This window comes from Streptomyces sp. NPDC059816, assembly GCF_042732055.1.
Taxonomy (GTDB): domain Bacteria; phylum Actinomycetota; class Actinomycetes; order Streptomycetales; family Streptomycetaceae; genus Streptomyces.
In genome coordinates, this window is the sequence record NZ_JBHWIQ010000023.1 from 109,181 (window position 1) to 133,866 (window position 24,686).

General features: G+C 73.6%; 22 protein-coding genes. 7 read left to right on the top strand and 15 right to left on the bottom strand.

Features of this window, described 5'->3' with window-relative positions:
• Nucleotides 1-15: 15 nt before the first annotated feature.
• From ACFV88_RS27035 to ACFV88_RS27045, 3 genes are all read left to right on the top strand, one after another.
• The gene (locus ACFV88_RS27035) at nucleotides 16-1,509 is read left to right on the top strand and encodes a PLP-dependent aminotransferase family protein (protein ID WP_385494496.1); all 1,494 of its coding nucleotides are present in this window, start codon (nucleotides 16-18) and stop codon (nucleotides 1,507-1,509) included.
• A 119-nt stretch (nucleotides 1,510-1,628) separates the two neighbouring features.
• Nucleotides 1,629-1,871 carry a DUF397 domain-containing protein gene (locus ACFV88_RS27040; RefSeq protein WP_385494497.1) on the top strand — a complete coding sequence of 81 codons (243 nt, stop codon included), beginning with the start codon at nucleotides 1,629-1,631 and terminating at the stop codon, nucleotides 1,869-1,871.
• 260 nt (nucleotides 1,872-2,131) lie between these two features.
• Complete coding sequence (locus ACFV88_RS27045; RefSeq protein WP_385494498.1) at nucleotides 2,132-3,037, top strand: universal stress protein; 906 nt, start codon at nucleotides 2,132-2,134, stop codon at nucleotides 3,035-3,037.
• A 64-nt stretch (nucleotides 3,038-3,101) separates the two neighbouring features.
• Here ACFV88_RS27045 and ACFV88_RS27050 read toward each other — a convergent pair whose 3' ends face one another.
• Complete coding sequence (locus tag ACFV88_RS27050; RefSeq protein ID WP_385494499.1) at nucleotides 3,102-3,815, bottom strand: pyridoxal 5'-phosphate synthase; 714 nt, start codon at nucleotides 3,813-3,815, stop codon at nucleotides 3,102-3,104.
• A 133-nt stretch (nucleotides 3,816-3,948) separates the two neighbouring features.
• Here ACFV88_RS27050 and ACFV88_RS27055 point away from each other — a divergent pair, with 133 nt between their 5' ends.
• Nucleotides 3,949-4,569: a CGNR zinc finger domain-containing protein gene (locus ACFV88_RS27055; protein ID WP_385494500.1), complete on the top strand. Its 621-nt coding sequence runs from the start codon at nucleotides 3,949-3,951 to the stop codon at nucleotides 4,567-4,569.
• A gap of 64 nt (nucleotides 4,570-4,633) precedes the next feature.
• On the top strand, nucleotides 4,634-5,134 hold the full coding sequence (locus ACFV88_RS27060; protein ID WP_385494501.1) for a hypothetical protein: 501 nt from the start codon (nucleotides 4,634-4,636) through the stop codon (nucleotides 5,132-5,134).
• A gap of 46 nt (nucleotides 5,135-5,180) precedes the next feature.
• Here ACFV88_RS27060 and ACFV88_RS27065 read toward each other — a convergent pair whose 3' ends face one another.
• The 10 genes from ACFV88_RS27065 to ACFV88_RS27110 all read right to left on the bottom strand — a co-directional run bounded on the left by ACFV88_RS27065 (nucleotide 5,181) and on the right by ACFV88_RS27110 (nucleotide 16,690).
• Entirely contained in the window at nucleotides 5,181-6,542 is a 1,362-nt protein-coding gene (locus ACFV88_RS27065) for an MFS transporter (RefSeq protein WP_385494502.1), read from the bottom strand.
• A complete protein-coding gene (locus ACFV88_RS27070) occupies nucleotides 6,539-7,357 on the bottom strand; it encodes a Rossmann-like domain-containing protein (RefSeq protein WP_385494503.1) in 819 nt (272 codons plus the stop codon). The genes ACFV88_RS27065 and ACFV88_RS27070 overlap by 4 nt, the downstream gene beginning before the upstream one ends.
• Nucleotides 7,358-7,465: 108 nt before the next feature.
• A complete protein-coding gene (locus ACFV88_RS27075) occupies nucleotides 7,466-8,254 on the bottom strand; it encodes a phytanoyl-CoA dioxygenase family protein (protein WP_385494504.1) in 789 nt (262 codons plus the stop codon).
• Between the two features lie 103 nt (nucleotides 8,255-8,357).
• Nucleotides 8,358-9,389, bottom strand: a complete 1,032-nt coding sequence (locus tag ACFV88_RS27080) for a pyridoxal-phosphate dependent enzyme (protein WP_385494505.1) — start codon at nucleotides 9,387-9,389, stop codon at nucleotides 8,358-8,360.
• Between the two features lie 49 nt (nucleotides 9,390-9,438).
• A complete protein-coding gene (locus ACFV88_RS27085) occupies nucleotides 9,439-10,209 on the bottom strand; it encodes a methyltransferase (protein ID WP_385494506.1) in 771 nt (256 codons plus the stop codon).
• Nucleotides 10,206-11,837 carry an ABC transporter ATP-binding protein gene (locus ACFV88_RS27090; protein WP_385494507.1) on the bottom strand — a complete coding sequence of 544 codons (1,632 nt, stop codon included), beginning with the start codon at nucleotides 11,835-11,837 and terminating at the stop codon, nucleotides 10,206-10,208. Before ACFV88_RS27090 ends, ACFV88_RS27085 begins: the two co-directional genes overlap by 4 nt.
• Entirely contained in the window at nucleotides 11,834-12,685 is an 852-nt protein-coding gene (locus tag ACFV88_RS27095) for an ABC transporter permease (RefSeq protein ID WP_385494508.1), read from the bottom strand. Before ACFV88_RS27095 ends, ACFV88_RS27090 begins: the two co-directional genes overlap by 4 nt.
• Nucleotides 12,682-13,629 carry an ABC transporter permease gene (locus ACFV88_RS27100; protein WP_385494526.1) on the bottom strand — a complete coding sequence of 316 codons (948 nt, stop codon included), beginning with the start codon at nucleotides 13,627-13,629 and terminating at the stop codon, nucleotides 12,682-12,684. The genes ACFV88_RS27095 and ACFV88_RS27100 overlap by 4 nt, the downstream gene beginning before the upstream one ends.
• A 2-nt stretch (nucleotides 13,630-13,631) precedes the next feature.
• A complete protein-coding gene (locus ACFV88_RS27105) occupies nucleotides 13,632-15,191 on the bottom strand; it encodes an ABC transporter substrate-binding protein (protein WP_385494509.1) in 1,560 nt (519 codons plus the stop codon).
• Between the two features lie 311 nt (nucleotides 15,192-15,502).
• On the bottom strand, nucleotides 15,503-16,690 hold the full coding sequence (locus ACFV88_RS27110; RefSeq protein ID WP_385494510.1) for an aminoglycoside phosphotransferase family protein: 1,188 nt from the start codon (nucleotides 16,688-16,690) through the stop codon (nucleotides 15,503-15,505).
• A gap of 243 nt (nucleotides 16,691-16,933) precedes the next feature.
• On the opposite strand from ACFV88_RS27110, the gene ACFV88_RS27115 reads away from it, so the two are divergent.
• Nucleotides 16,934-18,427: a hypothetical protein gene (locus ACFV88_RS27115; RefSeq protein ID WP_385494511.1), complete on the top strand. Its 1,494-nt coding sequence runs from the start codon at nucleotides 16,934-16,936 to the stop codon at nucleotides 18,425-18,427.
• 24 nt (nucleotides 18,428-18,451) lie between these two features.
• Here the strand turns inward: ACFV88_RS27115 and ACFV88_RS27120 are convergent, their stop codons facing one another.
• Both ACFV88_RS27120 and ACFV88_RS27125 read right to left on the bottom strand, forming a co-directional pair.
• Complete coding sequence (locus tag ACFV88_RS27120; protein WP_385494512.1) at nucleotides 18,452-19,897, bottom strand: PP2C family protein-serine/threonine phosphatase; 1,446 nt, start codon at nucleotides 19,895-19,897, stop codon at nucleotides 18,452-18,454.
• Nucleotides 19,898-20,271: 374 nt separating this feature from the next.
• Entirely contained in the window at nucleotides 20,272-21,294 is a 1,023-nt protein-coding gene (locus ACFV88_RS27125) for a Gfo/Idh/MocA family protein (protein ID WP_385494513.1), read from the bottom strand.
• A gap of 318 nt (nucleotides 21,295-21,612) precedes the next feature.
• Between ACFV88_RS27125 and ACFV88_RS27130 the strand changes: the two genes are divergently transcribed.
• Nucleotides 21,613-22,890 (top strand): cytochrome P450, encoded by a 1,278-nt coding sequence (locus ACFV88_RS27130; RefSeq protein WP_385494514.1) that lies wholly within the window; start codon nucleotides 21,613-21,615, stop codon nucleotides 22,888-22,890.
• On the opposite strand, the gene ACFV88_RS27135 is transcribed toward ACFV88_RS27130, so the two are convergent.
• On the bottom strand, nucleotides 22,853-23,743 hold the full coding sequence (locus ACFV88_RS27135; RefSeq protein WP_385494515.1) for a slipin family protein: 891 nt from the start codon (nucleotides 23,741-23,743) through the stop codon (nucleotides 22,853-22,855). The genes ACFV88_RS27130 and ACFV88_RS27135 overlap by 38 nt on opposite strands.
• Nucleotides 23,744-23,829: 86 nt before the next feature.
• Nucleotides 23,830-24,588 (bottom strand): GntR family transcriptional regulator, encoded by a 759-nt coding sequence (locus tag ACFV88_RS27140; RefSeq protein ID WP_385494516.1) that lies wholly within the window; start codon nucleotides 24,586-24,588, stop codon nucleotides 23,830-23,832.
• Between the last annotated feature and the right edge of the window lie 98 nt (nucleotides 24,589-24,686).

The following is a 24,686-nucleotide window of genomic DNA, read 5'->3' on the forward strand; positions in this document are numbered from 1 at the left end:
TGCCACTATGGCCCGATGGACAGATCCAATGAGGGCGCTCTCCATCGGTCCAAAAGGGCCGGCTCCGACTTCCTCCACCTGGTCATCGAGGAGGCGCCCCGGGGCGGGAAGGCCGACTGGCTGGCCCGTCGGATCAGGCTCGCGCTGGCGGACGGCCGGCTCCCGGTGGGCAGCAGACTGCCGGCCACCCGGGTCCTCGCCGGCGAACTGGGCGTATCGCGCGGCGTGGTCACCGAGGCGTACCAACGCCTGGTCGAGGACGGACACCTCGCCGGACGCGGGCGCAACGGAACCGTCGTGGTCGCCGCTCCCGCGGTGACGCCCACGGACGCCGGGCCGCCCGCGCCCGCCGAGGGGCCGCCGCCGCGTTCGGTGTTCGCCGCCGCCCCCGGGGTGGACGTCTTCGACGCGGTGCGTTCGGCCGGCGCCCGGATCGACCTCTCCCCGGGGCTCCCCGACCTCGCGGCGTTCCCGCGGGCCGCGTGGCTGCGGGCCGAACGCCGCGTGCTCGGCCGGCTCGCGGCGTCCGACCTCGGGTACGGGGACCCGCGCGGTACGCCCGCACTGCGGCTGGCCGTCGCCCACTGGATCGCCCGCAACCGCGGCATCCGGGTGGACCCCGCCGACGTCCTCATCGTCGCCGGCACCGCCCAGACGCTCACCCTGCTCGGGCGGGTCCTGCACGACGCCGGCCTGCGCGCGGTGGCCGTGGAGGACCCCGGCTCGCTGGGCGCCCGGCAACACCTGCACGCCTGCGGGTTGGCGACCCCGCCCGTCGCCGTCGACTCGGAGGGCGTGCGCGTCGACGAACTCCGCGCCACGGGCGAAGCGGCCGTGCTGCTGACCCCCGCACACCAGTTCCCCACTGGTGTGGTCCTGCGCGGCGGCCGACGCGCCGAGCTGATCCACTGGGCCCGCGAAGCCGACGGACTGGTCATCGAGGACGACTACGACGCGGAGCACCGCTACGACCGGACCCCGGTCCCCGCCCTGCGGTCCGTCCTCACCGAGAACGTCTGCTACGCCGGCAGCGTGTCCAAACTCCTCGCCCCCGCCCTGCGCATCGGATGGGTCATCGCCCCGCCGAAGTACCGTGACGCCCTCGTGGACGCCAAACGGTTCGCCGACCTCGGCAACGCCGCCCTCCCGCAACTCGTCCTGGCCGACTTCATGGAATCGGGGGCCATGGAACGCCAACTGCGTCAGCTGCGCGGGCACCACCGCCGACGCAGGGACGCCATGATCGCGGCCATCGGCAGCCATCTGCCGAGCGCGACCGTGCGGGGCGCCGCGGCGGGCCTGCACCTGACGGTCACCTTCGACGCCGACTTCGCCGACACCGAGCTGGCCGCCGCGGCCCTCGCCCGCCAGGTGAAGGTGCACCCCTTGTCCTGGCACGGCCAACGCGCCCACCGCCCGGGACTGGTCCTCGGCTACGCCGCGAGCACCCCCACCGACATCGGCGAAGGGATCGCGACCCTCGGCGAAGTCCTCCGGCGGCTGCCCTGACCGGGGGGTCGTCGCCCGGCTGCGCCACCCGCGGACACCAGTGCGTTCCGTGGCCTGTTCCGGCCCCGTGGCCCTCGCTAGGCTGGCCGCGGCACCGACGCACCGGGAGGAGCACGGACGTGGCCGAGAGCACCACCCAGCAGCATCCACGCGCGGGCTGGGAGAAACCGGAACTGGATCTGAGCAACGCCGACTGGAGGTCGAGCAGCCGCGGCCGGGGCGATGTGCAGATCGCCTTCGTGGAGGGGTTCATCGCGATGCGCAACAGCCGCCGCCCCGAGAGCCCGTCACTGATCTTCACCCCGGCCGAATGGGGCGCCTTCGTGCTGAACGCCCGGGAAGGCGAGTTCGACCTCACCTGAGCCGCCGCCCCGTCGGTGCACCCCTCGCCGCCCCGCTGAGGAGCCGTCACCTCCTGCGCCGGACCCGGGACGGCCCGACCCGCGCGCCCGACCGGATCGCGCTGCGGGGACGGTTCCGGTGATTCTTCGGGACACGTGACCTTCGACCCTGTCCCGGGGTACCCCGGTGCGACAGGGTGGCAGCAGAAACAGGTCACGAGGGTCGTGCGGCTGGGGCCGCGCGACCGCGTGCCGACGCAGTCGCCGGAGACGAGGATTCCATGAGCACCCTGCCCGTCATCGCCGCAGTGGACGGATCGGACAGCAGCCTGCGCGCCCTGGACTGGGCGTTGGCGGAGGCGGAACGGCGCGACACCGGTCTGCGCATCGTGCACGTACGCCAGTACGCGCCGTCGAACCAGCCCGAAGTGCTGGTCTCCGGGGCGTCGGAGCCCACCGTCGACCCCGTCCTCACCCAGGTGCGGAACCGATGGGCCGACCGCGCGGGACTGCCCGCGGTGGAGTACGTCGACTACGAGGGCGCGCCCGGTTCGGTGATCCCGGGCCTCGGCGAGTCGGCCCAGCTCATCGTGCTCGGCTCACGGGGCCGGGGCGGATTCGCGAGTCTGCTGCTCGGTTCGAACGGCATGGCCGCGGCCCGTGACGCCGCCTGCCCGGTGGTGATCGTGCCGCAGGAGGGCCGCGAGGTCCACAACCCCGCCGAGGTCGAGCCCGGCCCGCGCGTGGTGGTCGGCGCGTCGGCCGAGGCGCCCGACGCCCGCACCCTGGCCTTCGCCTTCGCCGCTGCCGACCGGATGGGCGCCCGGGTCGACGTGGTGTCCGCCTTCCCGTGGCCCGAGTACGTGTGGACGGCCGCCGGCGGTTTCGTTCCGTCGGAGTCGGACCAGCAGGCCGCGCAGGACGAGACGGTCGCCCTGGTCCGGGACATCGTCGCCCCTTACCGCAAGGAGCACCCGGACGTCCGGGTCGCCGTCATCGCGGCGCCCGGCGACGCGGCCGGACACATCGTCGGCGCCTCCAAGGACGCCGAGTTGATCGTCGTGGGCCGTCACCGCCGTCGCCTGCTCAAGCCCGCACGGCTGCTCGGATCGGTCACCCAGGCGGTGCTGCTCCACGCGGCGAGCCCCGTGGCGGTCGTCCCGCCGGAAGAGGGCGAGGACGCCTGACCGGCGGGGTGGGCCGGGTCGGCCGACCCGGCCCACCCCGAAGCGCCGGACGGGCCCACTCGGCTCACGGCCAGAGCAACTCCCGACGCCAACCGTCGCCCTCGCGCACGTACCGCAGTCGGGTGTGCCGCCGGGACCGGTCGCCCTGCCAGAACTCGACCGTGTCGGGCCGCACGGTGTGCAGGGTCCAGCCCGGTGCGACGAGCCCCGGCTCCCGTTCCACCCGGGCGAGGGACTCCGCCAGCGCCCGCTCCCGTTCGGCGGGATCCGTGAGGGGGCGTGACTGCCGGCCGAGCAGCGCCTCGGCCCGCGCCCCGGCGCCCCGGGCGAGGAAGTCGGCCGCCGCGTGCTCGGCGCTCTCCCGGACCACCGGGCCCCGCACCCGTACCTGCCGGGCCAGCGACGACCAGTAGAAGGTGAGTGCGGCGTGCGGGCGGGCCGCGAGCTGGCGCCCCTTGGGGCTGCCCGCCTCCGAGGCGAACCGCCAGCCCTCGGGTCCCACGTCCTTGAGGATCAGCATCCGGGCCGCCGGCCTGCCGTCGGAGTCGGCCGTGGACACGGTCATCGCATGCGGCTCACGGACACCGGCCCGGATCGCGTGGCGCAGCCACCGGGTGAACAGCTCCACCGGGGTCCCCGGCGCCCGTGACGGGTCGAAGTCGGGCAGTTCGCCGGCGAACACCTCCAGCCTGCGCAGCAGTTGACGCAGTTCATCGCTCTCCGTCGTGCCGTCGGGCTGCTCCGTCGAACCGTCGTGCACGGTCCCTGACTCCTGCATCCGATACCCCCTGTGGGTGCGCCCGGTCCCCTCTGCACGTGCACGGTGCGGCGTGCACGCGGACTCCGGACCCGTTTCCCCCAGGTTAATGGAAGGGGATGATCTGGGCATTAGTTTCCGTATCATGGCCGACATGGACCCCCTGATCCCCGCTCCCGATCCGGCCCTCGCACTGGAACTGGCGCTCACCATCCGCCACGACGGCCACGGCGGGGTCGCCGACGACCTCACCGACCCCATGGGGCTCACCGACTGGGTCCGGCGACGTCCCACCTCCTTCGGGTACGGTTTCGACGCCGCCGGCTACACCGCCGATCCGGCCAACCTCGGCCGGGTGCACCAACTGCGCAACGCGGTCCGGGCGCTGTTCGCCCGGGCCGTGCGACCGGCTCCCCCGAGCAGCGCCGACGCCTCCCGGCTGCTCCCCGTAGCGGACGCCCTGGAGGTGCTGAACACCGCCGCCGGCCGGGTCCCCGCCGTGCCCGTCCTGAGCTGGCCCGAGGGGGGCCCACCCGTCCTCAGCCCAGCTCCCGCAGGTCCGACCGCCCCCGGTGACCTGCTGCTGACCGCCCTGGCCAGCGCCGCCGGGCTGTTCCTGGCGAGCCCCGACGCCGCACGGCTGCGGGCCTGCCACGCACCGCGGTGCGTCCGCTACTTCCTCAAGGAGCACCCCCGTCAGGAGTGGTGCAAGCCCGCCTGCGGGAACCGGGCGCGAGTCGCCCGGCACCACGAACGGCACCGCCCGGCGGGCTGAGAACCGTCCGCGAACCTGACCAACCCCACGACGGAATCCGGCCCGCGACACGTACCATGTCCGCATGTCCTTCCTCCGCCGACGCAGCGCCGCGACACCCGCCGGCCCCGACTTCGACGTTCTGGCCATGGAGCCGGGCGACTGGCCCGGGAACCTCGGTGCCGGCCTGCTCCCGGCCCCCGACGGAAGCTGCCAGGGCGTGTTCCTCCGCTACGACCTGTTCGGTGGCCGCGGACCCGCGATGATCATCGGGAACCTCCCCGAGGGTTCCCCCGCCCGCGAGGTCGCCCCCGGGCAGATCCCCTTCGAGGTGGCGCAGCTGCTGCTCGCTCTGGAGAACGACGAGGAGGTCACCGTCACCGGCTCCGAAGACGTACCGGTGATGCAGGGCGACAACCTCCTGATCGTGCGCCGCATCAAGCTCTCCGAGGGCCGTATCTCCTGCGTCCAGTTCGACCGCAGCGACGGGGTGCTCGTCACCATCGCGGCCTGGGACCGACCGATCACCGACGACCTCTACGCCCTGCTCAAGCCCCTGCCCGCCGAGCTGTTCCAGCAGGGCTGACCGACCTCCCCCGACCCCGCGCGGCCCCTGGCCCCGCGGGGTTCCTTCACTCTCCCGGCGCACCGTCCCCGGCGCGACCGTTCCGGCGGCACAGCCGGGCGCAGCCCAGCGCCGCCAGCGTCAGGGCCCCCAGCGCCGCAGCCGTCCCCGGGTACCCGCCGAGGGAGAGCCCCACGCCACCGAGCGCGGCGCCCACGAAGACGCCGAAGCTCATGCCCGCCGCATTGACGCTCAGCGCCATCCCGCGCAGCGGGCCGCAGCGCCGCACCAGCAGGGTGGTGACACAGGCGGCCACCGCCGCGTGCCCCGCGCCCACGAGCGCGGTCAACGGCAGCGCGAGCACGAGCGACCGGCTGAAGAAGACCGCCACCAGCGCCGTCAGCGCCACCACCAGCCCGATCGTCATCAGCCGCTCGCCCGACACCCTCGGGCGTTCGGCGCCGAGCACCCGCCCGGTGAGGAGGTTGCCGACGAAGAAGGACGCGCCGCTCAACGTCCAGACCAGGGCGAACGGGCCGGGTGCCAGGTCGAACCGCTCGTCGTAGAAGGCGGCCAGATAGGCGAGGTACCCCATGAACGCGGCGGTGCGCAGCATCGCCACGCCCAGCAGCGGAACGACACCGGGCAGTGCGGCCAGGGCCCGGAAGGACGCGAGGTAGCCCGGCCGGGCCGCCTCGCCCCGGCCCTGGCGCGTGACCGGTGCCGGGGCTTCCTCCCCGGCCGGTTCGGCGGAGCGCCGGGCCCGCCCCGGCCGCAGCAGGGCCAGGGCGAGCACCACCGAGACGGCGGCCACGGCCCACAGGTCCCCCTGCCAGCCCCAGAACGCGGCGGGCACGGCGAGCAGCGGAGCGGCCAACAGCGCGGTCAGGGACTGGGTGGCGGTGACGAGCGTCGCCGCCCGGCCCGCCGCGGCGCCGCTCCCGAAGCGGTCGGCCGCCGCCGCGGTGAGCGCCGGGTTCAGCACCGCGGTCCCGGCACCCACCAGCAGACAGAACCCCGCCAGCAGCAGGAAGTCACCGGATGCGCCGAGGGCCGCGGCCAGCGCCAGTACCCCGAGCCCCGCCGCGGCGGCCCGCTCCTTGCGGACCCGGTCGATCAACGGGGCCAGTGCGGTGCCGACGGCCAGCGCGGCCAGCCCGCCGAGCCCCCGTAGCTGGCCCAGGGCGGCCACGCTGCCGTCCGCCGCCGAGGCGATCGGCACCAGGAAGGTGCTGTAGATGGTGAAGGGCACCAGCCCCACCGCCGACGCCAGCAGCAACGGCCACAGGGCGCGGACCATCCGCAGATCGCCCGGCACGGCCTCGCCGGGCCCGTCCTGTGCCGGTCCGCCGGGCGCGGCCGAACCGCCGGGCGCGGCGCCCGTCGGACGCCCGGGAGTCGCGACGGGGTGCGAGGTGTCGCCGCTCACGCCGCCGCCCGGTACCGGTACAGGGCCGTCCGGTCCGCGCTGAACTGCGAGAACGGGAAGGGCTCCGCGGACAGGGCGTGCACCCCTGAGCTCAGGAAGGCGCGGGCCACCGCGCTACCGGTCTGTGCGTACACCACCAGCGGCGTCCGCCGGGTGCGGCAGTGGTCGAGGATGACGTCGAAGCTGCCGTTGCCGAGGGTCATGCCGGTGGCGACCACGGCGTCCGCCTCGGCGAGGACCTGGTGCATGTCGTCGGTGACGGGGTCGCCCCACTGGGTGGTGCGCAGATTGAAGTCGCAGGGCAAGCACACGCCGCCCTGCTCGCGTATCGCCGCCACCAGCGGGTTCACCACCCCGATCAGGGCGACCCGGGCGCCGGGCGCGATGTCGAGCAGTCCGGCGACGGCCGCGTCCCGGGCCCGGGCCCGCTGTTCGGGGGTACCGGTCGGCAGGATGACGGACTCGGCGCTGCCCGTGTCGCGGTGCGGTCGGACGCGGGCCAAGTAGGCGTCCAGGGCGGCGATCCCCACGCACGGCACCTCGTGCCGGATCAACTCGTCGAGGGTCCGGCCCGAGGCGTCCGCGCAGAGGTCGGGGTGCGGGCCGTCGGCTTCGAAGGAACAGGCGCCGAAGGCGTCCCCGGAGCGCAGCAGCAGGTAGTGGTTGCGATAGGTGACGTCGCCCCCGGCCAGCCGGGTGGTGTGGTGCAGCCAGAACGCGCTGGTGACGGTCAGCTCGCGGGGCGACGGACCGTAGGCGCCGTCGAGGACCGCGCGCCGGAGTTCGGGAACGGAGCGTGGTGGGGGTAGGGACATGTCGATTCTTCTCTCGTTCTGGTGGTCACGGGCAGGGGTGCGGGCAGGGTCGGGCACCGGCGCACGGAGCGCGGGGCTTGTGGCCGGCCGGGGTGGTACACGATCGACTCAGGGCAGGTCGGCCAGGCGCTCGGGCCGGTAGGGCAGCTCGGCGAGCGTCGGCCGCCCCGCGGGTTGGAAGCACAGCAGCAGCGAACGGCGGTCCGTGCCACTGCTGTTGGGAGCGGAGCGGTGGACGATGAGACCGGGGAACACCAGCACGGAACCGGCCGGCGCCTCGACGGTCACGGCGCCGTTCACCCCGGTGCGCGCCGTGTCCACCAGCAGCCCCGTGGGCTCGGCGCGGTCGCGGGGTGCGGGCCCGGCGCGGTGGCTACCGGGCACGAGGGACAGTGCGCCGTTGGCAACGGTCACCTCGTCCAGGTAGATCATCGCCGTGACGACGTCCCGTGCCGCCGGGCCCGCACAGCAGTACCAGTACGGGAAGTCCTGGTGCCAGGGGAACGCCGAACCAACCCCCGCACGCTTGAAGTTGAGCTTCGAGGTGAACGGTCCGAGCCGGTCGTGCCCGAGCAGCCGCCGCACCGGTGCGGTGAGGCGCGGCTCGGTCCACAGGGCGTCCAGTACGGCACTGAGCTGGGTGACGGGGGAGAGGCTGCGCACCACCGGGGCTTCGGTGTCCGGCTCCCAGTGGAGCGTGGCGCCGTCCACCCGCTCCAGCCGGTGTCCGTCCGGCCAGACGGTCACCTCCGCCCGCCCGTGCAGCGCCCGCTCCGTCACCCGGGCGAGCACCGTTTCGGCGGCCTCGCCGAGCGCGGCGGTTTCCGTGGCGTCGAAGAGCCGCGGGAGCAACACGAATCCGCGGGTCTGCGGGTCGTGGAGGGGCGTGACGGACATGGGGGTGCCCTTTCGTTCGGGGTGCGGGGCGAGACGGTCGGCAGCCGGTGGGGGAGGAACGGCCGGACGGTCGTGCTGCGGCGCTCCCCGGCCCGCCGGTACGCTAGGCCGCTCTCGGCGCCAGGAGTTCCACGCCACGCCGCGCCCCGTCGAGGGGCGGCCAGTCCATCGTCGACCAGGGGTGCCGCAGCTCCTCCTGCGCGGTCACCTCGTACGGACGCAGGGTGTCGAGCCCGTGGGCCCGGGCGTGCCGTGCGTAGGCGCTGTCGACGTAGCGGTGTCCGGTGTCGGCGGCGAGGAACACGTACGTCCGGCCGGGGTCGCGGCTCCGTTCCCAGCGCGTGGCCAGGTACGCGGCTCCGGCCGACAGCCCGGCGAAGACCCCGCTGGCCCGCAACAGTCCGACGGCCCCCGACATGGCGTAGTCGAAGTTGACCCAGTGCACCCGGTCGTACAGGTCGTGCCGGACGTTGTGGAACGGGATCGAGCTGCCGATGCCCGCGATGATCATGTCCGGATCGCTGACGTGCCCGGCACCGAAGGTCACGCTGCCGAACGGCTGCACCCCGACGAGCCGGACGTCGCGCCCCGCCTCGCGCAGATAGGTGGCGATGGCCCCGGTCGACGCCCCGGTCCCCACTCCGCCCACCACCGTCAGGGGCCCCTCGGGGACCTCCTTGCCGACCAGGTCGGCGACATCGCGGTAGCCGAGGTAGTGGATGGAGTCGTGGTACTGCCGCATCCAGTGGTGGCCCGGGTGCTGGCGCAACAGCTCCTGGACGCGGGCCACCCGCAGGTTCTGGTCCAGGCGCAGGTCCTGGGAGGGGCGGACCTGCTCCAGGGTGGCCCCGAGGACCTCCAACTGGACGCGGAGCGTGCGGTCCACCGTGGTCGAGCCGACGATGTGGCACCGCAGTCCGTAGCGGTGGCAGGCGAGGGCCAACGCATGGGCGTAGATCCCGCTGGAGCTGTCGACCAGGGTGTCACCCCGTTCGATCTGCCCGGTCTCCAACAGGTGGCGCACGGCGCCGAGCGCCGAGTACAGCTTCATCGTCTCGAAGCGCAGACAGACCGCGCCGGGCGGCACGGCGACGACCTGGGGTTCCTTGACCGCTTCCGCTACGTGCTCGTACATGTCCTGGTCCTTCGCTGTCGAATGGGGGCCGGGCTCGGTGCGGGGGCGGTCAGCCGGTCCGGGTCAGCTTGAACAGGTACGCCTGGCAGTCGTCGGTGGGCCAGGTCTGACGGTGCGTCACCTCGGGTCGGAAGCCCGCGTCCACCGCGTGCGCGACGATGCGCCGCAGCTCCGCGGTGTTCGAGACGATCAGATGGATCTCGCCCCCGGGAGCCAGGAGCTCGCGCTCGACCACCTGGTCGAAGAAACGGATCACGATGTCCGTCCCCACGCAGACGTTGCGGACCACCGTGGGGTCGTCGCTCGTCGGGGTGCTCACCGCGGGCGGGTTGAAGGTGATGACCTCCAGCCGGGCGGCGGACGGGAACCCCTCGAAGAGGTTGGAGACCAGCGGGTGGAAGACGGTGTCGGGGCGTTCGCCCACCAGGCGCGCGTAGTGCTCGGCGGCGGTGGCGACGCTGTCCGGGTGGATGTCGGACGCCCAGACCTCCCGGGCGCCCCGGGTTCCCGCGATCACCGCCTCGACCCCGAGCCCGGCCCCGATCGCCGCGTACGCCCGTCCCCGTACCGGGATCGTGCCGTCGAGCAGCCGGTCGTGGACGATCCGGCTGGTGTCCCCGGGGCCGAACACGCCGGGTGGCAGGGCGAACGTCCACCCGTTGTAGACGTAGGTCCGCCGGGAGTGGAGGTTCGACTTCGCGCTGTTGATGGCGAGGATCTCCGTGCGCGGCAGGGTCTCGGGCAGCGCGTCGAGCAGGGCCCGCGTCCCGGAGTCGTGGCCCGGCGCGGTGCGGCGGGGCGTGGTCAGGTCGTCGGTCATGGGGTGCTGTCCTTCGTGGTCGGGAACGGATGTCGCAGGGGGTGGTGACGGGAACCGGCGGCCACGGGGGCGCCCCCGGCCGCCCCCAGGTCCATGGCGCGGACCAACTGCCGGGTGAGCGGGGCCCGGGGAGAGCGCAGCACCTGCTCGGGCCCGCCGCTCTCGACGACGCGCCCCCCGTCGATGACGACGAGGTGGTGGGCGACCACGGCGAGCAGTTCCAGGTCGTGGCTGACCCAGAGCAGCGCGGTGCCGTGGCGCTCGCGCAGTGCGGCCAGTTCCCCGAGCACCAGCCGGGTCGCGGTCGGGTCCAGTGCGGTGGTGACCTCGTCGCACACCAGGACGTCGGGTGCGGCGATCACGGCACGGGCGAGCGCCGCGCGTTGCAGCTCGCCCCCGGACAGGGCACCCGGCCGGCGTTCGACGGTCACCGGCGCGAGCCCCAGCCGTTCCAGCAGCTCCAGGGCCTCGGTCCGGGCCGTGTCGGGGGCGCGCCCGCGCAGTCGTACGGCGGTGCGGGCGACCTGCTCGGCGACCGGGCGCCGTTCGTCGAAGGAGGAGCGCACCTCCTGCCACACGTACTGCACCCGCCGTTTCTGTTCGGTGCTGCGGCGGCGCAGTACCGGCAGTGCGGCCCCGTCGAGCAGGACGTGACCGTCGTGCCGTTCGTGGAGCCCCGCGACGCACCGGGCGAGCGTCGTCTTGCCGCTGCCCGACAGCCCCGCCACCCCCACGCAGCCCCCCGCGGGCAGGGACAGGTCCACTCCGTGCAGGACGGGGTCCCGCCCCCGGCCCGGCAGCCGCGCCGTGAGACCGCGCACCTCCAGGACCGGCGGGGCGTCCGCCGCCCCGCCCGGGGCGCGGCGAGGGGTGTGGCGGACGGCCGCCACCGGGCGTCGGGCGGGCAGGGCGTGCGCGGGGGCGCTCCGCGCCGTGACCCGGCCCCGGTCGAGGACGACCACCTCGTCGGTGAGGGCGCGCACCAGATCGTGGTCGTGGCTCAGCAGCAGGATCGCCGGGCCGGTGCGGGCCAGTGCGGCGAGCTCGTCGGCGAGCCGCATCCGGGTGACGGTGTCGAGTCCGGTGCTGGGCTCGTCCAGGACGAGCAACCGGGGCCCGCACACGAGGGTCTGGGCGAGCGCGACCCGCTGGCGTTGACCGCCCGAGAACTGGTGCGGGAACCGTCGCTCGGTGTCCGGCCCGGGCGGCAGTTGGGCCGCCGCCAGGGCGTCGGCGACCGGCGCGCGGTGCGCGCCCCGGTGCAACCGGGCCAACTCGCGCAGCACGGCCCCGGTGCGTCGGGCCGGGTTGAGCGCGCTGCCCGGGTGCTGCGGCATGTACGCCACCACCCGGCCGCGCAGTGCGGCGGCGGCCGGGGTGACACCGTCCGCGTCCACTACGGGAACGTCCCCCGCGCTCACCCGACCGGTCAGCCGGATGCCCGGTCCGGCCTCGCCGAGCAGGGCGAGGGCGGCCGTGGTCTTGCCGCTGCCGGACGGCCCGACGAGGGCGGTGATCCGGCCCGGGTGCAGATCCAGGTCGAGCGCGTCGAGCAGCACGGTGTCCCCGGCCCGCGCGGTGAGGGCGCGGACCGTGACGACGGGAGGAACCGGTGGCGGAGCAGTCATCGGGCACCCTCCCGGGTCCGGCGGGACCGGGCGAGCAGCCGATCGGCGAGGAGGTTGAGCCCCACGGTGAACATGACGAGCATCGCGGCGGGCGCCAACACCGCCCAGGGCTGGATCAGCAGGCCCTCACTGCTCCGGGACACGCTCACCGCCCAGTCCGGCGAGGTCGGGTCCAGGCCCAGGCCGAGGAAGTTCGCGGAGGCCACCAGGAAGACGGCGAGGGTGATCCGGGTACCGGCGTCCGCGGCCACCGGGGACAGGGCCGAACGTGCCACGTGGCCCAGGTGGATCCGGGCCCGGGACTCGCCCTGCATCCACAGGGCCTCGGTCACGGGACCGCTCGCCGCGTCGAGGGCCGCCGCCCGCACCAGTCGCGCCACGGCGGGCACGTTCACGCTCGCGACGGCGAGGGCGATCGCCACGGGCGAGCCGCGCCACCCCACTGCCACCACACTGATGACCAGCAGGCTCGGCAGCGGCAGCAGCACGTCCAGCGGACGCATCAGCAACTCGTCGATCCAGCGCCGCCGGGACGTGGCCGCCAGCAGCCCGAGCGCCCCACCGACCAGGTAGGCGACCGCCACCGCACCGAGCGACATGCCCAGCGCGCTGCGCCCTCCGTGCAGCAGCAGGGCCAGTACGTCCCGCCCCAACCCGTCGGTTCCCAGGGGGTGTTCGCCGCCCCGGCCGGTGTACGGGGCGTAGGCGCCGGCCGTCGCCGGTGCGGTCAGCGCCGGTCCGAGCAGGGCCACGCCCAGCGGCACCACCAGCAGCAGCGCTCCGAGCGGCGCGATCCGTCCGCTCCCTCCGCTCCGTTGAGGGGGTGGCGTCGTGTGTCCGTGGTTCACCGCATCTCCTCCGTCCGGGGAACGAGCCGGTGGCAGACCAGGTCGGCGGCCACGCTGAACAGCAGGGCCGCCGCGGCCACGACCAGGGCGAGGCCCTGCACGGTGGGCACGTCACGTGCCTCCACGGCCCGGACCAGGGCGGTCGCGACACCGGGAACGGCGAAGACCGCCTCCACGATGAGCACCCCGCCGACCAGGTTGTCCCCGGTGCGGGCCAGTTCCTGGACCCCGGGGACGGCCGCGTTCGGCAGTACGTGCCGCAGCAGCAGCGTCCGGCGCGGCACGCCCAACCGCCGGGCCTGGACCACGTATCCGGTGCCGAGGACGTCGACCACGCCCGCCCGGATCTGCCGGGAGAGCAGGCACACCGCGCGCGAGGCCACTACGGCCACGGGCAGCACCAACAGGGCGGGCTGGGCGAGCAGGTCGGCCGCGTCCACCCCCACCCAGGTCGCGGGCAGCCAGCCCAGTTCCAGCGAGAGACCGGTCACGAGCAGCAGGGCGAGCAGGAAGTCCGGCACCGCGTTGAGCGCGAGCGTCACCGCGGTGACCGTGCGGTCGAGCGGGCCGTCCTCGCGGAGCCCGGCGGCGACGCCGAGCAGGATCGACAGCGGGACGACCACGGCGAGGGTGACCGCGCCGAGGAGCAGGGTGGTGCCCGCCGACGAGGTCAGCACGTCCCGCACCGGGCCGCCGCTGACCAGGGAGGTCCCCAGATCGCCGGTGAGGACGTCGCCCACCCAGCCGAAGAAGCGTTCCACGGCCGGTCGGTCCAGATCGAGTTGCTCGCGCAGCGCGGTCACCTGTTCGGGCGTGGCGTCCTCGTTGTTGCGGACGTCGGCGGCGTCGCCGGGCAGCAGGGACGTCAACGCGAACACCAGAGCTGCCAGCAGCAGGAGTTGGGCTCCGCCGAGGGCGAGCCGCCCCAGGGCGTAGCGGCGCATCCTCAGGCCAGCCACACGGTGTCGAAGCGGGCGGAGTCCAGGGTGTTGGGCGGAGCGGCCTTCACTCCGCGCACCCGGGCGGCGACCGCGTTCAGCCAGTCCGCGTGGCCCCACATCAGCAGACCGCCCTCCTCGTGCACGGTGCGCTGGAGGTCCTCGAACCGCCGGGTGCGGGCATCCTCGGCAGCGGTGGCCTGCGCCTTCGCGAAGTCGGCGTCGAAGTCGCGGCGGCGCCACGCCGAGGCGTTGAACGCGGACCGGGTGAGCAGCCGGTCGTGGAGGTACACGGGGATCGTCATCGCTCCGGAGCGGTGGCTGCCCAGGGCGCCCCGGGTGAGCTGGTCCTTGAAGTAGGTCTCGGACGCCCCGGTGGTGACCTTCACCCGCAGACCCGCGTCGGCGGCCTGCTCGGCGAAGAGGGTGGCCGCCTCCACGAACCCGGCGGCCACGGAGGAGGTGTACAGCGACAGGGTCTTGTTGAGGGCACCGGCCCGGCGCAGCAGTGCACGGGCCTCGGCGACGTCGCGTTCCCGCTGCGGGACGTCCCGCGGGTAGTACTGGTAGCCCTTGCCGAACATGTCGTTGCCGACGACGCCCTGTCCCCCCAGCACCACCTTCACCAGCGCCTCCCGGTCGGCCAGCAGCTTGAACGCCGTCCTGACGTCGGGGTCGTCGAAGGGCTCCCGGTCGCACTTCATGACGAGGGCGTGGGCGGTGCTGCCCGGGGCGGAGACCACGCGCACCGACCGGTCGGCGCGGGCGGTGCGGGCGAAGGTGGGCGTCACCTCGTAGGCGTACTCGGCCTCCCCGCCGCGCAGCGCGTTGCCCCGGGCCTCCGCGTCGGCGGACAGGACGCGCAACTCGTCGACGTGGGCGCCGCCGCCCCAGTGGTCGTCGAACCGCCGGGCGACGAAGGACCGGCCCGGGGTGAACGAGGTCAACCGGAACGCACCGGTACCGACCGGCCGGGCCGGATCGCGGTAGCGGGCACTGACGATCGCGGTGCCCAAGGTGCCCAGCAGCGCCGGGAACTCGGCGTTGGGGGAGCGCAGGGCGACCTCGACGGTGTTCCGGCCGACGGCGCGGCTGGCCCGCAGGTCGACGACGGACAGCAGGCTCCGGGCGAAGTGGTTGGTCGCCCTGGGGTCGAGGATGCGGCCGAAGGTGAACAGCACGTCATCGGGGTGGAGTTGCCTACCGTCGTGGAAGAGGGCTTCGCGCAGGGTGAAGCGCCAGAGCGTCGCGTCGTCGTTGGACTCCCACCGCTTCGCCAGTTGTGGGACGGGTGCCATGTTCGTGTCGAGGGCGACGAGCCGGTCGAAGAGGGCTTTGGTGCGGGCCATGTCGATGGCCAGCGACTCGGCGTGCGGGTCGATCGTCTCCTGCTCGCCGCCGCCGGTGAACAGGGCGCGGAACGTTCCGCCGCGCCGGGGCGCCGAGCCGGCGCCGGTGGCGCCACCGGGCGGGTCCCCGGCCCCGCACCCGGTGAGGGCGAGGGCCCCGGCCGTGCTGGTGGCGCCGGCCAGGGCGAGGAATTCCCGTCGGTCACGAAACGTCTGCATGCCGCTCCCCTGAGTAACTGTGCCTGGGCCGCGCACGGCGGGGTCGGGGTTCGGCGCGGTCGGCGCACGGCCCGACTGCCGGGGCGGCGCGGCGAGCATCCCATCAGATGAAAATGATTGTCAATACGATCTGGCGGGTAGGGGGTGCTCATGGACGGGTCAGGAACGGCCGAAGGCCCGCAGAACGCCCCCGTACTGAGGGTGCTCCGCGGGCCTTCGGCCCGATCCGCCCGGGTGTCGGACGCTCGGTGGGTGCCTCCTGGGCCTCCTGGTGCGGCCGCCCGGTGGTGGTCGCCGTGGTCCCGGCAGGCTCAGCGGGTGCCCACCGCCGCCCGTACCGCGCGGCGGGCCATCTGGCAGTCGTCGTGCAACCGCCGCAGCAACAGCCGCTGTTCCTCGCCGGAGGGCAGCCCGCCCGGCCGGCCCGGCCCCTGGGCGACCGGCAGCGGACCGTCCTGCATCGACCGCTGGACCGCCGTCTCGTACATCCGGATCTCCCGGGTCAACACCAGCATCAGGTTCACCAGGAACGCGTCCCGGGAGGCCGTGCCCTCCGCGTGGGCCAGGGTGATGATCTGACGACGGGCCATCGGCGCGTCACCCAGGACCGCCCAGAGCGTCGCCAGGTCGTAGCCGGGCAGGTACCACCCGGCGTGCTCCCAGTCGACCAACACCGGCCCGGGCGGCGACAACAGCATGTTCGACAACAGGGCGTCCCCGTGGCAGAACTGGAGCATGCCGTGGCGCCCCGTCGACTGCGCAGCCTGGGCGATGCCGTGCAACAACTTCTGGAGGTCGCCCAGATCCCGGTCCGTCAACAGCCCCAACTCGTAGTAGCGGTTGATGCGGTTGACGTAGTCCAGGGGCCGACCGAACGCCCCCTCCGGGGGTTGCCAACGGTTCAACTTGCACACCGCGCCCAGGGCGGCCCGCAGGTCCGTCCGGGGCGGCGCCTCCACCGGATGCCGTTGCAGGGCGGCGGCGCGCCCCGGCATCCGCTCGATGATGAGGGTGCAGTTCTCCGGATCCGCTGCGATCAACCGCGGCGCCCGTACGGGCGGCCGGTGCCGGACGAACGAGCGGTATGCCGCTATTTCGTGCCTGCTCCGCTCCGCCCACACCGGCGACCGGTCCAACAGGCACTTGGCGACCGCGGTGCTGCGGCCGGTGGTGCCGACCAGCAGGACCGAACGTCCGCTGCGCCTGAGAACCTGCACCGGAGCGAACTCGGGGCAGACCCGGTGCACCGATGCGATGGCCGCCCGCAGTTGGGTGCCCTGGGGGCCGGACAGGTCGAGCCGTCCGCTGAGGGGGCCCGTGCCGAGTCCCGGTACGCGCCGTGTCCGGCCCCCCGACGCGGAGCGCGTGGGGTCCAGATAGGGCCCGCCGCCCGGCTGCGGGGGTGCCTCGCGCGTTCGTCCCGCCGGCGCGGCGGAACGGGGCGCGGAGGAGCGTGGGAGCCGGGGCGGAGCGGACACGGAGGACGACGCTGCGTACATGGGCGAAACAGATCCCTTCGTGTGCCGACGGTTTGCCTGCGCCCCCCGACCCGGCGGCCGACGGGCACCCTGGGGAGTGTCCTTCGGCCGCCGGGTCAAGGTGGCGCCTTCCTACCTGACACCAGGGGTGTGGTGGCACACCATGTGGCGGACCCTGGCGAACCCTGGCGAATAGTCGCTCAGCAACTGCCCCGGGGGTTACCGGGGATACTGTCGACCCAGCCGAGATCCTGGGGGCTTGACGTGAGCGGACAACCCAACACCCGCCTTGCGGACCTGTTCGGCCTGGCCGGCTGGTCCAAGGGCGAACTCGCGAGGATGGTGAACCGGCAGGCGGCGGCCATGGGCCATCCGCAGCTGGCCACCGACACCTCACGGGTGCGGCGTTGGATCGACACGGGGGAGATTCCGCGCGATCCGGTGCCCAGGGTGTTGGCGGCACTGTTCACCGAGCGGCTCGGCCGTGTCGTGACCACTGAGGATCTCGGTCTGGTCCGGCACGGGCGCCCTGGCAAGCGGCGCGACGCCGGGAGTGCGGAGCACCCCGACGGCGTGCCCTGGGCCCCCGACCGGACGGCCGCGGTCCTCACCGAATTCACGGGAATGGACCTCATGCTCAACCGACGCGGCTTGGTGGGCGCGGGTGCCGCGCTCGCCGCTGGCTCAGCACTCAGCAGCGCCATGCACGACTGGCTGCACACCGATCCGGCCCTGGCGGCCGATGCCCCCCTCATGTTCGATCCGTTGCGCGCCGACCCCGCCGGGGCCGACCGCTACGAGGCGGCCCCCATCGGTTTCCAGGAGATCGAGGGGCTGGAGACCTCGGTGGAGGTGTTCCGCAAATGGGATGCGTCCCGGGGCGGCGGACTCCAACGCAAGGCCGTGGTGGGCCAGCTCAACGAGGTGGGCGGCATGCTGTCGTACCGGCACCCCGAGGCCATCCAGAAGAGGCTGTGGGGCGTTGCGGCCAATCTGGCCGTCCTCGCCGGCTGGATGTCCCACGACGTCGGCCTGGAGCCGACCGCCCAGAAGTACTTCGTCATCGCCGCCCACGCCGCCCGTGAGGGCGGTGACCGGCCCCGGGCCAGTGAGGCCCTGTCCCGGGCCGCCCGGCAGATGGTGCACCTCGGCCGCCCCGACGACGCGCTCGACCTGATGAAGCTCGCCCAGTCGGGTTCCGGGGACGAGACCCTGCCCCGCACCCGGGCGATGCTCTACACCATCGAGGCGTGGGCCCAGGCGTCGATGGGGCGGGGCCAGGCCATGCGCCGCACCCTGGGGCACGCGGAGGACCTGTTCGGGTCCGACCGCAGCGACGTGCCCCCGCCGAGCTGGATGCAGATGTTCGACGAGGCGGACCTGCACGGGATGCAGGCCCTGGCGTACCGCACCCTCGCCGAACACGAACCGGCGGCGGCGCACACGGCGCAGCGGCACGCACTGCGCGCGCTGGCCCTGCGCAAGGAGGGGTACGACCGGTCGCAGATCTTCGACCACATCTCGATGGCTTCGGCGTGCTTCATCGCCGACGACCCGGAGCAGGCCGATGTGTACGCCCGCCTCGCCCTGTCCTCGATCGGCGCGAACTCCTCGCACCGCACCTGGGACCGGCTGCGCGAGATGTACCGGTTGACCAGCCAGTTCTCCGGCTATCCGAAGATCGAGGACCTTCGGACGAGCATCGAGCTGGTGATGCCCAAGGAGAAGCGCCGGGCAGGAGGTGCCGCCACGGCGTGACGACCGGGAGGACGGATCGCCCGTTCAGTCGGTGACCCGGGCGACGAGCACGCAGGCGTCGTCCTCGCGTTCCCGCTCACCCAGTTCCTCGACCACCAGCCGTACGCACTCCTGTGCGCACCGGGCCCGGGTGAACCGCGGTGCCAGGGCGAGCAGCCGCTGGGTGGCGGCGGTGCCGGAGTGCCGGGGGACGAGTCCGTCGGTGTGGAGCAACAGCAGGTCACCGGGGTGCAGTTGCTCTTCGGCCTGTTCGTAGACGGCTCCCGTGGTGGCGCCGAGGAGGACGCCGTCCGGTGGGGGCAGTGCACGCCCCGTCCCGTCGCGGAACAGCAAGGGGGCGGGGTGCCCGGCCTGCGCCCACTGAAGGGTGCGGGAGGCCGGTCGGTAGCGGCAGACCACGGCGCTGCCCAGGGACGGTTGGACCGAGGCGTCGAGGAGGTGGTTGAGCAGTCCCAGGAGCGGGGCGGGCGCGGAGCCGGCCACGGCCGTGGCGCGCAGACCGCCGAGCAGCAGGGCCATCCCGGAGGTGACGGAGACGCCGTGGCCGGTGAGGTCACCGACGCTGATCAGTACGTCGGAGTCCGGCAGTTCCAGTGCGTCGTACCAGTCGCCGCCGATCAGCGCGCTGGTCGAGGACGGCAGGTAGTGGGCGGCCAGGTCGAGCCCCGGGCCCCGGCGCGGGTAGCGCAAGGGGCCGCCCCACGGCGGGAGCACGGCTTCCTGGAGGGCGACGGCCACCTGGTGGGCGGCCCGTTCGACGTGGTCCTCGTGGTGCAGGGACTCGCGATTGCGGTGCACGTCCCGTTCGCTGTGCCGTAGTTCGGTGACGTCACGCAGCACGGCCCACATGGCGGCGGTGCTGCCGTCGACGTCGAGGACGGGCTCCCCGGTCATGTGGACGGTGCGCTCGGTGCCGTCGGGGCGGGCGATCCGGAACTCGCCGTCGAGGGGTTTGCCGTCGATCAGACAGCCGGTGACCATCGCGGTGAGCAGTGGTTGGTCCTCGGGGTGCACCAGCGAGGGGAGTTCGTCGAGGGTGAGCGGCGCGGTGGACGGGTCGAGACCGAGGATCGCGTACAACTCACCGGTCCAGACGGCTTCGTCGGTGAGGAGGTTCCACTCCGCGCCACCCGCTCGGGCGGGCGGGGAGCCGGGGCGGCGCTCGGTGCCGGGGTGTCGGCCCGCGGGGGTCAGGACGCTCGGCGCACCGCGGTCCGGGGTGCTACGGACGTCCGGCGGTCCCTCGCGCAGTTGGGCGAGGTGCCCGTCCAGGTCGCCCAGGTGGCGCAGGGCCAGGTCGCACAGGGCCCGCCGCCACCGGGCCAGGGACTCGTCCTTGGGAGGGGTGCCGCGGCGCACCGCGTTGATGTCCCCCCGCAGTCGGCGGGTCTGCGTGATCAGCGAGTCGACCGGGTCATGCGACGGGGGTGACGGGTCTGCGACGCGGTCCGCGAAGACATGGGGTGGCATGACGTACTCCGGAGAGGGAACGGTACGGCCAGGACGAGCGGGAGGACCGGGTACGACTGTCGCACAGGGCGGCAGGTGCCGTAAGGGATTTGGCAACACCCGAGAGGGGGTTGCGCAGGGCATATGCCTAAGGCGATACAGGTGGCCCCGTTCCCTGTGTCTGCCGTGAGGGCACTCAAGTCTCCCACTCCGTGCGTTTGGCTGGTGACGCGGGGTCATCGATCGCATGCGCGAATGCGATATGCAGCAAATGGGCCCGTTGGGCGATTGCGGGGCAATGTCGGGTTACCGCGAGTTGCGTGGCGTGAATCACATATGCCATGGGTGTGCGGTCCGTCCGAAGCGTCGCGTCCCGCACCCGTTCCGGTCCCGCCTCACCTCCCCGCCGCGTACAGCGCCGGTCGCTCCGGCGGCGTCAGGGTGACCCGGCTCCCCGTCCGCCCGGCCCGGACCCCCGCCTCGGCGACCAGCGCCGCCGCGTACCCGTCCCACGCGCTCGCGCCCGTGGTGCGGCCCGCCCGGACGTCCGCCACCCAGGCCCGCACCTCCCGGTCGTACGCATCCGCGAAGCGCGGCAGGAAGTCCTGCGGAACCTCCCGCACCGCACCCGCCGCCGACTCCACCACGGGCCCCGGCTCCGCCCCGATCCGCACCGCCCCTCGTTCGCAGACCGCCTCGCACCGCACCTGGTAGCCGAATCCGCTGTTCACGAAGACCTCCACGTCCACCAGGACCCCGCCCTCGGTCTCGAACAGCACGAACTGGGGATCGGCCAACCCGTCCGGTGCGAACCCCGACCGGCGCGGCCGCAACGCCGTCACGGCCACGATCTCCTCCCCTAGCAGCCAGCGCACCGCGTCGATCTCGTGCGCCACCGAACTGCTGACCAGCATCGGAGAGGTGAATCCGGGCGGCGACGACACATTGCGGTGCACGCAGTGCACCATCAGGGGCCGCCCCAGCCGCCCCGAGCGCAGCACCTCCCGCAGCCGCAGGTACTCGCTGTCGCTGCGCCGCATGAAGCCGAGCCGCAGCAGCCGGCGGCCGAGCCGTTCCTCGGCCTCCACCACCCGCCGCGCCGCCTCGGCGCCGGCGGCCAGCGGCTTCTCGCACAGCACCGGCAGCCCCCGCGCGAACGCCGCCAGCACCGCCTCCTCGTGCGCCTCGTCCGGTGAGGCCACCAGCACGGCGTCCACCCCGGGCGCGTCCAACGCAGCGAGCGGATCGGTGTGCACGACCACGTCGTCGATCCCCGCCGTGGCGCTCCGCGCCCGCTCCGCATCCGGATCGGCCACCGCCACCACCCGCGCGCCGGGGGTCACCCGGTCGATCCGTCGTACGTGATCGGCACCCATGCGGCCGGTGCCCAGCACCGCCACCCCCACGCTCCGGCCCACCGACGTCCTCCCTGCGACTCGACGACACTGCGCCACCACGCCACGGGGGTCGGCCCGCGCCCCGGCATCGTGCCACGCCCGCCGTGCGGGCGACTGCGCGGTCGGCACCGTGGTCGCCGGGGCGTCTGCTCCGTTCGGGCGACGGGCGGACCCGGAGGCGTCGGACGGGTGCCCGAGCGGGAAGCCATCGACGTGACCAGGGGCCCGGGCGTCGGGTCGCCGCGCGCCTCCCCCGGGCCCGCACCCGCGCGCCGCACGGGACGGTGCGCACCAGCGTGCCGGACGGCGGCGGCACCCGACCCGGGGAGAACGACGACGATGACCTACCGGCCCAGCGACACCGCCCCGACCGCTTCTCCCGCCGGGTCGGCCCACCCGAGCCCGCCGCCCGGTCGCACGGCCGGGCACCCGGTGCGCGACTGGGCCGTCGACGACCTCCCGGCGCTCGCCTTCGACCCGCTCCTGTCCGACGTGCTGCACGGGGAGGGGGTCGCCCGGATCACCCTGCCCTTCGCGGGGGACCGTCACGAAGCGTGGCTGGTCACCCGCTACGAGGACGTCAAGTTCGTCACCTCCGACCCCCGGTTCAGCCGGACCGCCCTCACCGAGACGACCGTCACCGGCATGTCGGGCCACCGGGTCGCCTCCACCGCCGGCCTCAACTACGCCGACCCGCCGTACCACAGCCGCTTGCGCAAGAGCGTGCAGAAGGCGTTCACGGGACAGGCCATGAAGCGGCTGCGACCGCTCGCCCAGGAGACCTGTGACACCTTCCTCGACCGCATGGAGGAACACGGCTCCCCGGCCGACCTGATGGAGCACCTGCACGCGCCGGTCCCGCTCGCCGTCGTCTGCGACCTGCTGGGCGTGCCCCGCGACGACCGCGACGGGCTCGTCGGCTGGGGCGACGTCATCCTGTCGATGACCACCCCGAAGGCCGGCAACGAGGCCAAGGCGCGCGTCACCGCGTTCATCGTGGACCTGCTCCACGCACGGCGGGACCAGCCCTCCGACGATCTCGCCGGAGCGCTGGCCGAGGCGATGGGGGCCGGGGACATCACCGAGGCCGAGGCCGTCTCGTTGGCCACGGCGATCCTGGTCAGCGGCGCCCACGCGGTCCGCTACAACAGCGCCAACATGGTGTTCATGCTGCTGACCCGTCCGGAGCTGATGGCCCGGCTGCGCGCCCGCCCGCAGGACCTGCCGCAGGCGGTGGACGAGTTGATCCGGCACATCCCGCACCGCAACGGCGTCGGCCTGCCCCGGATCGCCACCGAGGACGTCGAGGTCGGCGGGGCGTCGATCCGTGCGGGCGAGGCGGTCTACGCGTCCTACCTCGCGGCCAACCGCGACCCCGAGGTCTTCGACGATCCCGACACCGTCGACTTCGACCGGCAGGGCACCGCACACCTGTCCTTCGGGCACGGTCCGCACCACTGCATGGGGGCGATGCTGGCGCGGATGGAGTCCGAGGTGATGGTCTCCACCCTGCTGGCCCGCTTCCCGGACCTACGGCTGGCCGCGGCCCCCGAGGACGTCCCCTTCCAGAGCAAGGGGTTCATCCGCGGTCCGCGGGTCCTTCCGGTCGCTTGGTAGCGGGTAGTTCCCGCGGCTCCGCGTCGCCGGCGCCGTGCCCGTCTTTGCCTCCACCCCCGCCTCCGCCCCCAGAGGGCGGGTCGGGGTCGGGGGCGCGCTGGGCCCGTTCCAGGAACCTGAGCAACTCCACCGGGAACGGCAGCACCAGCGTGGAGTTCTTCTCGGCGGCCACCGCGACCACGGTCTGGAGCAGCCGCAACTGGAGCGCCGCGGGCTCCTTCGACATCACCCCGGCCGCCTCCGAGAGCTTCTTGGACGCCTGGAGTTCGGCGTCGGCGTTGATGACCCGGGCCCGCCGCTCACGGTCGGCCTCCGCCTGGCGGGCCATCGAACGCTTCATCGTCTCGGGCAGCGACACGTCCTTGATCTCCACCCGGTCGATCTGCACGCCCCAGCCGACGGCCGGGCTGTCGATCATCAGCTCCAGGCCCTCGTTGAGCTTCTCGCGGTTCGACAACAGGTCGTCCAGATCGCTCTTGCCGATGATCGAACGCAACGAGGTCTGCGCCATCTGGGACACCGCGAACCGGTAGTCCTCCACCCGGATGATGGCGTTGGCGGCGTCCACCACCCGGAAGTAGACCACCGCGTCCACCCGCACCGTCACGTTGTCCCGGGTGATGCCCTCCTGGGCGGGCACCGGCATCGTGATGATCTGCATGTTCACCTTGTGCAGTCGGTCCACCACCGGAACCACCATGGTGAAACCGGGCTCGCGCACCCCGCCGTACAGCTTCCCCAGCCGCAGCACCACGCCCCGCTCGTACTGCTTGACGACCCGGGCGGCGGCAGCCGTGTACACGCCCGCGACAGCCGCGAGCCCCACGGCCGCCCCTATCAGCTCCTGGATCATGGCGACCCCCAGACCTCCGAGGCGTCCCCCGTACCAGGGTATGCCCGCCCGGCGCGATCCGGGCCGCGCCTTCGCGGTCGGGCCCGCTACCTGCGCAGCAGCAGGGACGTCACGCGCAGCCGACCGCTGTGGATCCAGACGTCCGAGTACTCCACCGGATGGTCGTCCGCCAGATAGGTGACCTGCTGGAGGTACTGGACCGGGCTGCCCGGGGCCAGCGACAGGGCCTCGGCGACCTCCGTCGAGGCGGCCTCGGCGGAGAACGTGCGGCGGGCCGTCGCGATCTTCAGACCGTAGGTGTTCTCCAGGACGCCGAAGAGGCTGGAGTCCGTGAAGTCCGACCCTTCGATGCCCGGTGCGAGATCGGTGCGCACGAAGTTGAACAACAGGGCGACCGGCCCGTCCGCGGTGCTGCGCACCCGCACCAGCCTGAGCACGCGGGTGGCGGGCGGGACGTCGAGCAGCGCGGCGACGGGGCGGGGCGGGGTGATCAGCGAGCACTCCCGCACCACGGTGGAGGTCACCACGCCCTGGCTGGCGAAGTCCTCGGACAGGGTGCTCAGCTTCTGGGCGATGGCGGGTTCGATGACGGTGGAGGTGACGAACGTCCCGCGCCCGCGCACCTGCCGCAGCAGCCCCTCCTCGATGAGGGTCACCAGGGCGCGCCGCAGGGTGCCCCGGCTGACCCCGAACTCCTGGGCGAGTTCCGGTTCGCTCTTGAGCCGGTAGTGGGCGGGCCACTGGCCGCTCGCGATCCGCAGGCGGATGTGTTCCGAGATCTGGGTGTGGATCGCGGTGGGGACATCCCGCCGGATGTCGGGCAGACCGGCTTCGTCGGCCGTCACGGTGCGGCGTCTCCTTTCCGGGGGGAGCGCCGTGCGGCCCCGGCGCCCCCCCCCCCCGCGCCCCCCCCCCGGGGGCGAACGGGTGGTGGGATCGGCGC

Excerpts from the sequence above, each read along its gene's own strand:
- ACFV88_RS27130 (WP_385494514.1), top strand. The coding sequence starts at position 21,613 with ATGACCTACCGGCCCAGCGACACCGCCCCGACCGCTTCTCCCGCCGGG.
- ACFV88_RS27075 (WP_385494504.1), bottom strand. The coding sequence starts at position 8,254 with ATGTCCGTCACGCCCCTCCACGACCCGCAGACCCGCGGATTCGTGTTG.
- ACFV88_RS27070 (WP_385494503.1), bottom strand. The coding sequence starts at position 7,357 with ATGTCCCTACCCCCACCACGCTCCGTTCCCGAACTCCGGCGCGCGGTC.
- ACFV88_RS27110 (WP_385494510.1), bottom strand. The coding sequence starts at position 16,690 with ATGTACGCAGCGTCGTCCTCCGTGTCCGCTCCGCCCCGGCTCCCACGC.
- ACFV88_RS27050 (WP_385494499.1), bottom strand. The coding sequence starts at position 3,815 with ATGCAGGAGTCAGGGACCGTGCACGACGGTTCGACGGAGCAGCCCGAC.
- ACFV88_RS27045 (WP_385494498.1), top strand. The coding sequence starts at position 2,132 with ATGAGCACCCTGCCCGTCATCGCCGCAGTGGACGGATCGGACAGCAGC.
- ACFV88_RS27060 (WP_385494501.1), top strand. The coding sequence starts at position 4,634 with ATGTCCTTCCTCCGCCGACGCAGCGCCGCGACACCCGCCGGCCCCGAC.
- ACFV88_RS27090 (WP_385494507.1), bottom strand. The coding sequence starts at position 11,837 with ATGACTGCTCCGCCACCGGTTCCTCCCGTCGTCACGGTCCGCGCCCTC.
- ACFV88_RS27100 (WP_385494526.1), bottom strand. The coding sequence starts at position 13,629 with ATGCGCCGCTACGCCCTGGGGCGGCTCGCCCTCGGCGGAGCCCAACTC.
- ACFV88_RS27080 (WP_385494505.1), bottom strand. The coding sequence starts at position 9,389 with ATGTACGAGCACGTAGCGGAAGCGGTCAAGGAACCCCAGGTCGTCGCC.
- ACFV88_RS27085 (WP_385494506.1), bottom strand. The coding sequence starts at position 10,209 with ATGACCGACGACCTGACCACGCCCCGCCGCACCGCGCCGGGCCACGAC.
- ACFV88_RS27135 (WP_385494515.1), bottom strand. The coding sequence starts at position 23,743 with ATGATCCAGGAGCTGATAGGGGCGGCCGTGGGGCTCGCGGCTGTCGCG.
- ACFV88_RS27105 (WP_385494509.1), bottom strand. The coding sequence starts at position 15,191 with ATGCAGACGTTTCGTGACCGACGGGAATTCCTCGCCCTGGCCGGCGCC.
- ACFV88_RS27035 (WP_385494496.1), top strand. The coding sequence starts at position 16 with ATGGACAGATCCAATGAGGGCGCTCTCCATCGGTCCAAAAGGGCCGGC.
- ACFV88_RS27055 (WP_385494500.1), top strand. The coding sequence starts at position 3,949 with ATGGACCCCCTGATCCCCGCTCCCGATCCGGCCCTCGCACTGGAACTG.
- ACFV88_RS27120 (WP_385494512.1), bottom strand. The coding sequence starts at position 19,897 with ATGCCACCCCATGTCTTCGCGGACCGCGTCGCAGACCCGTCACCCCCG.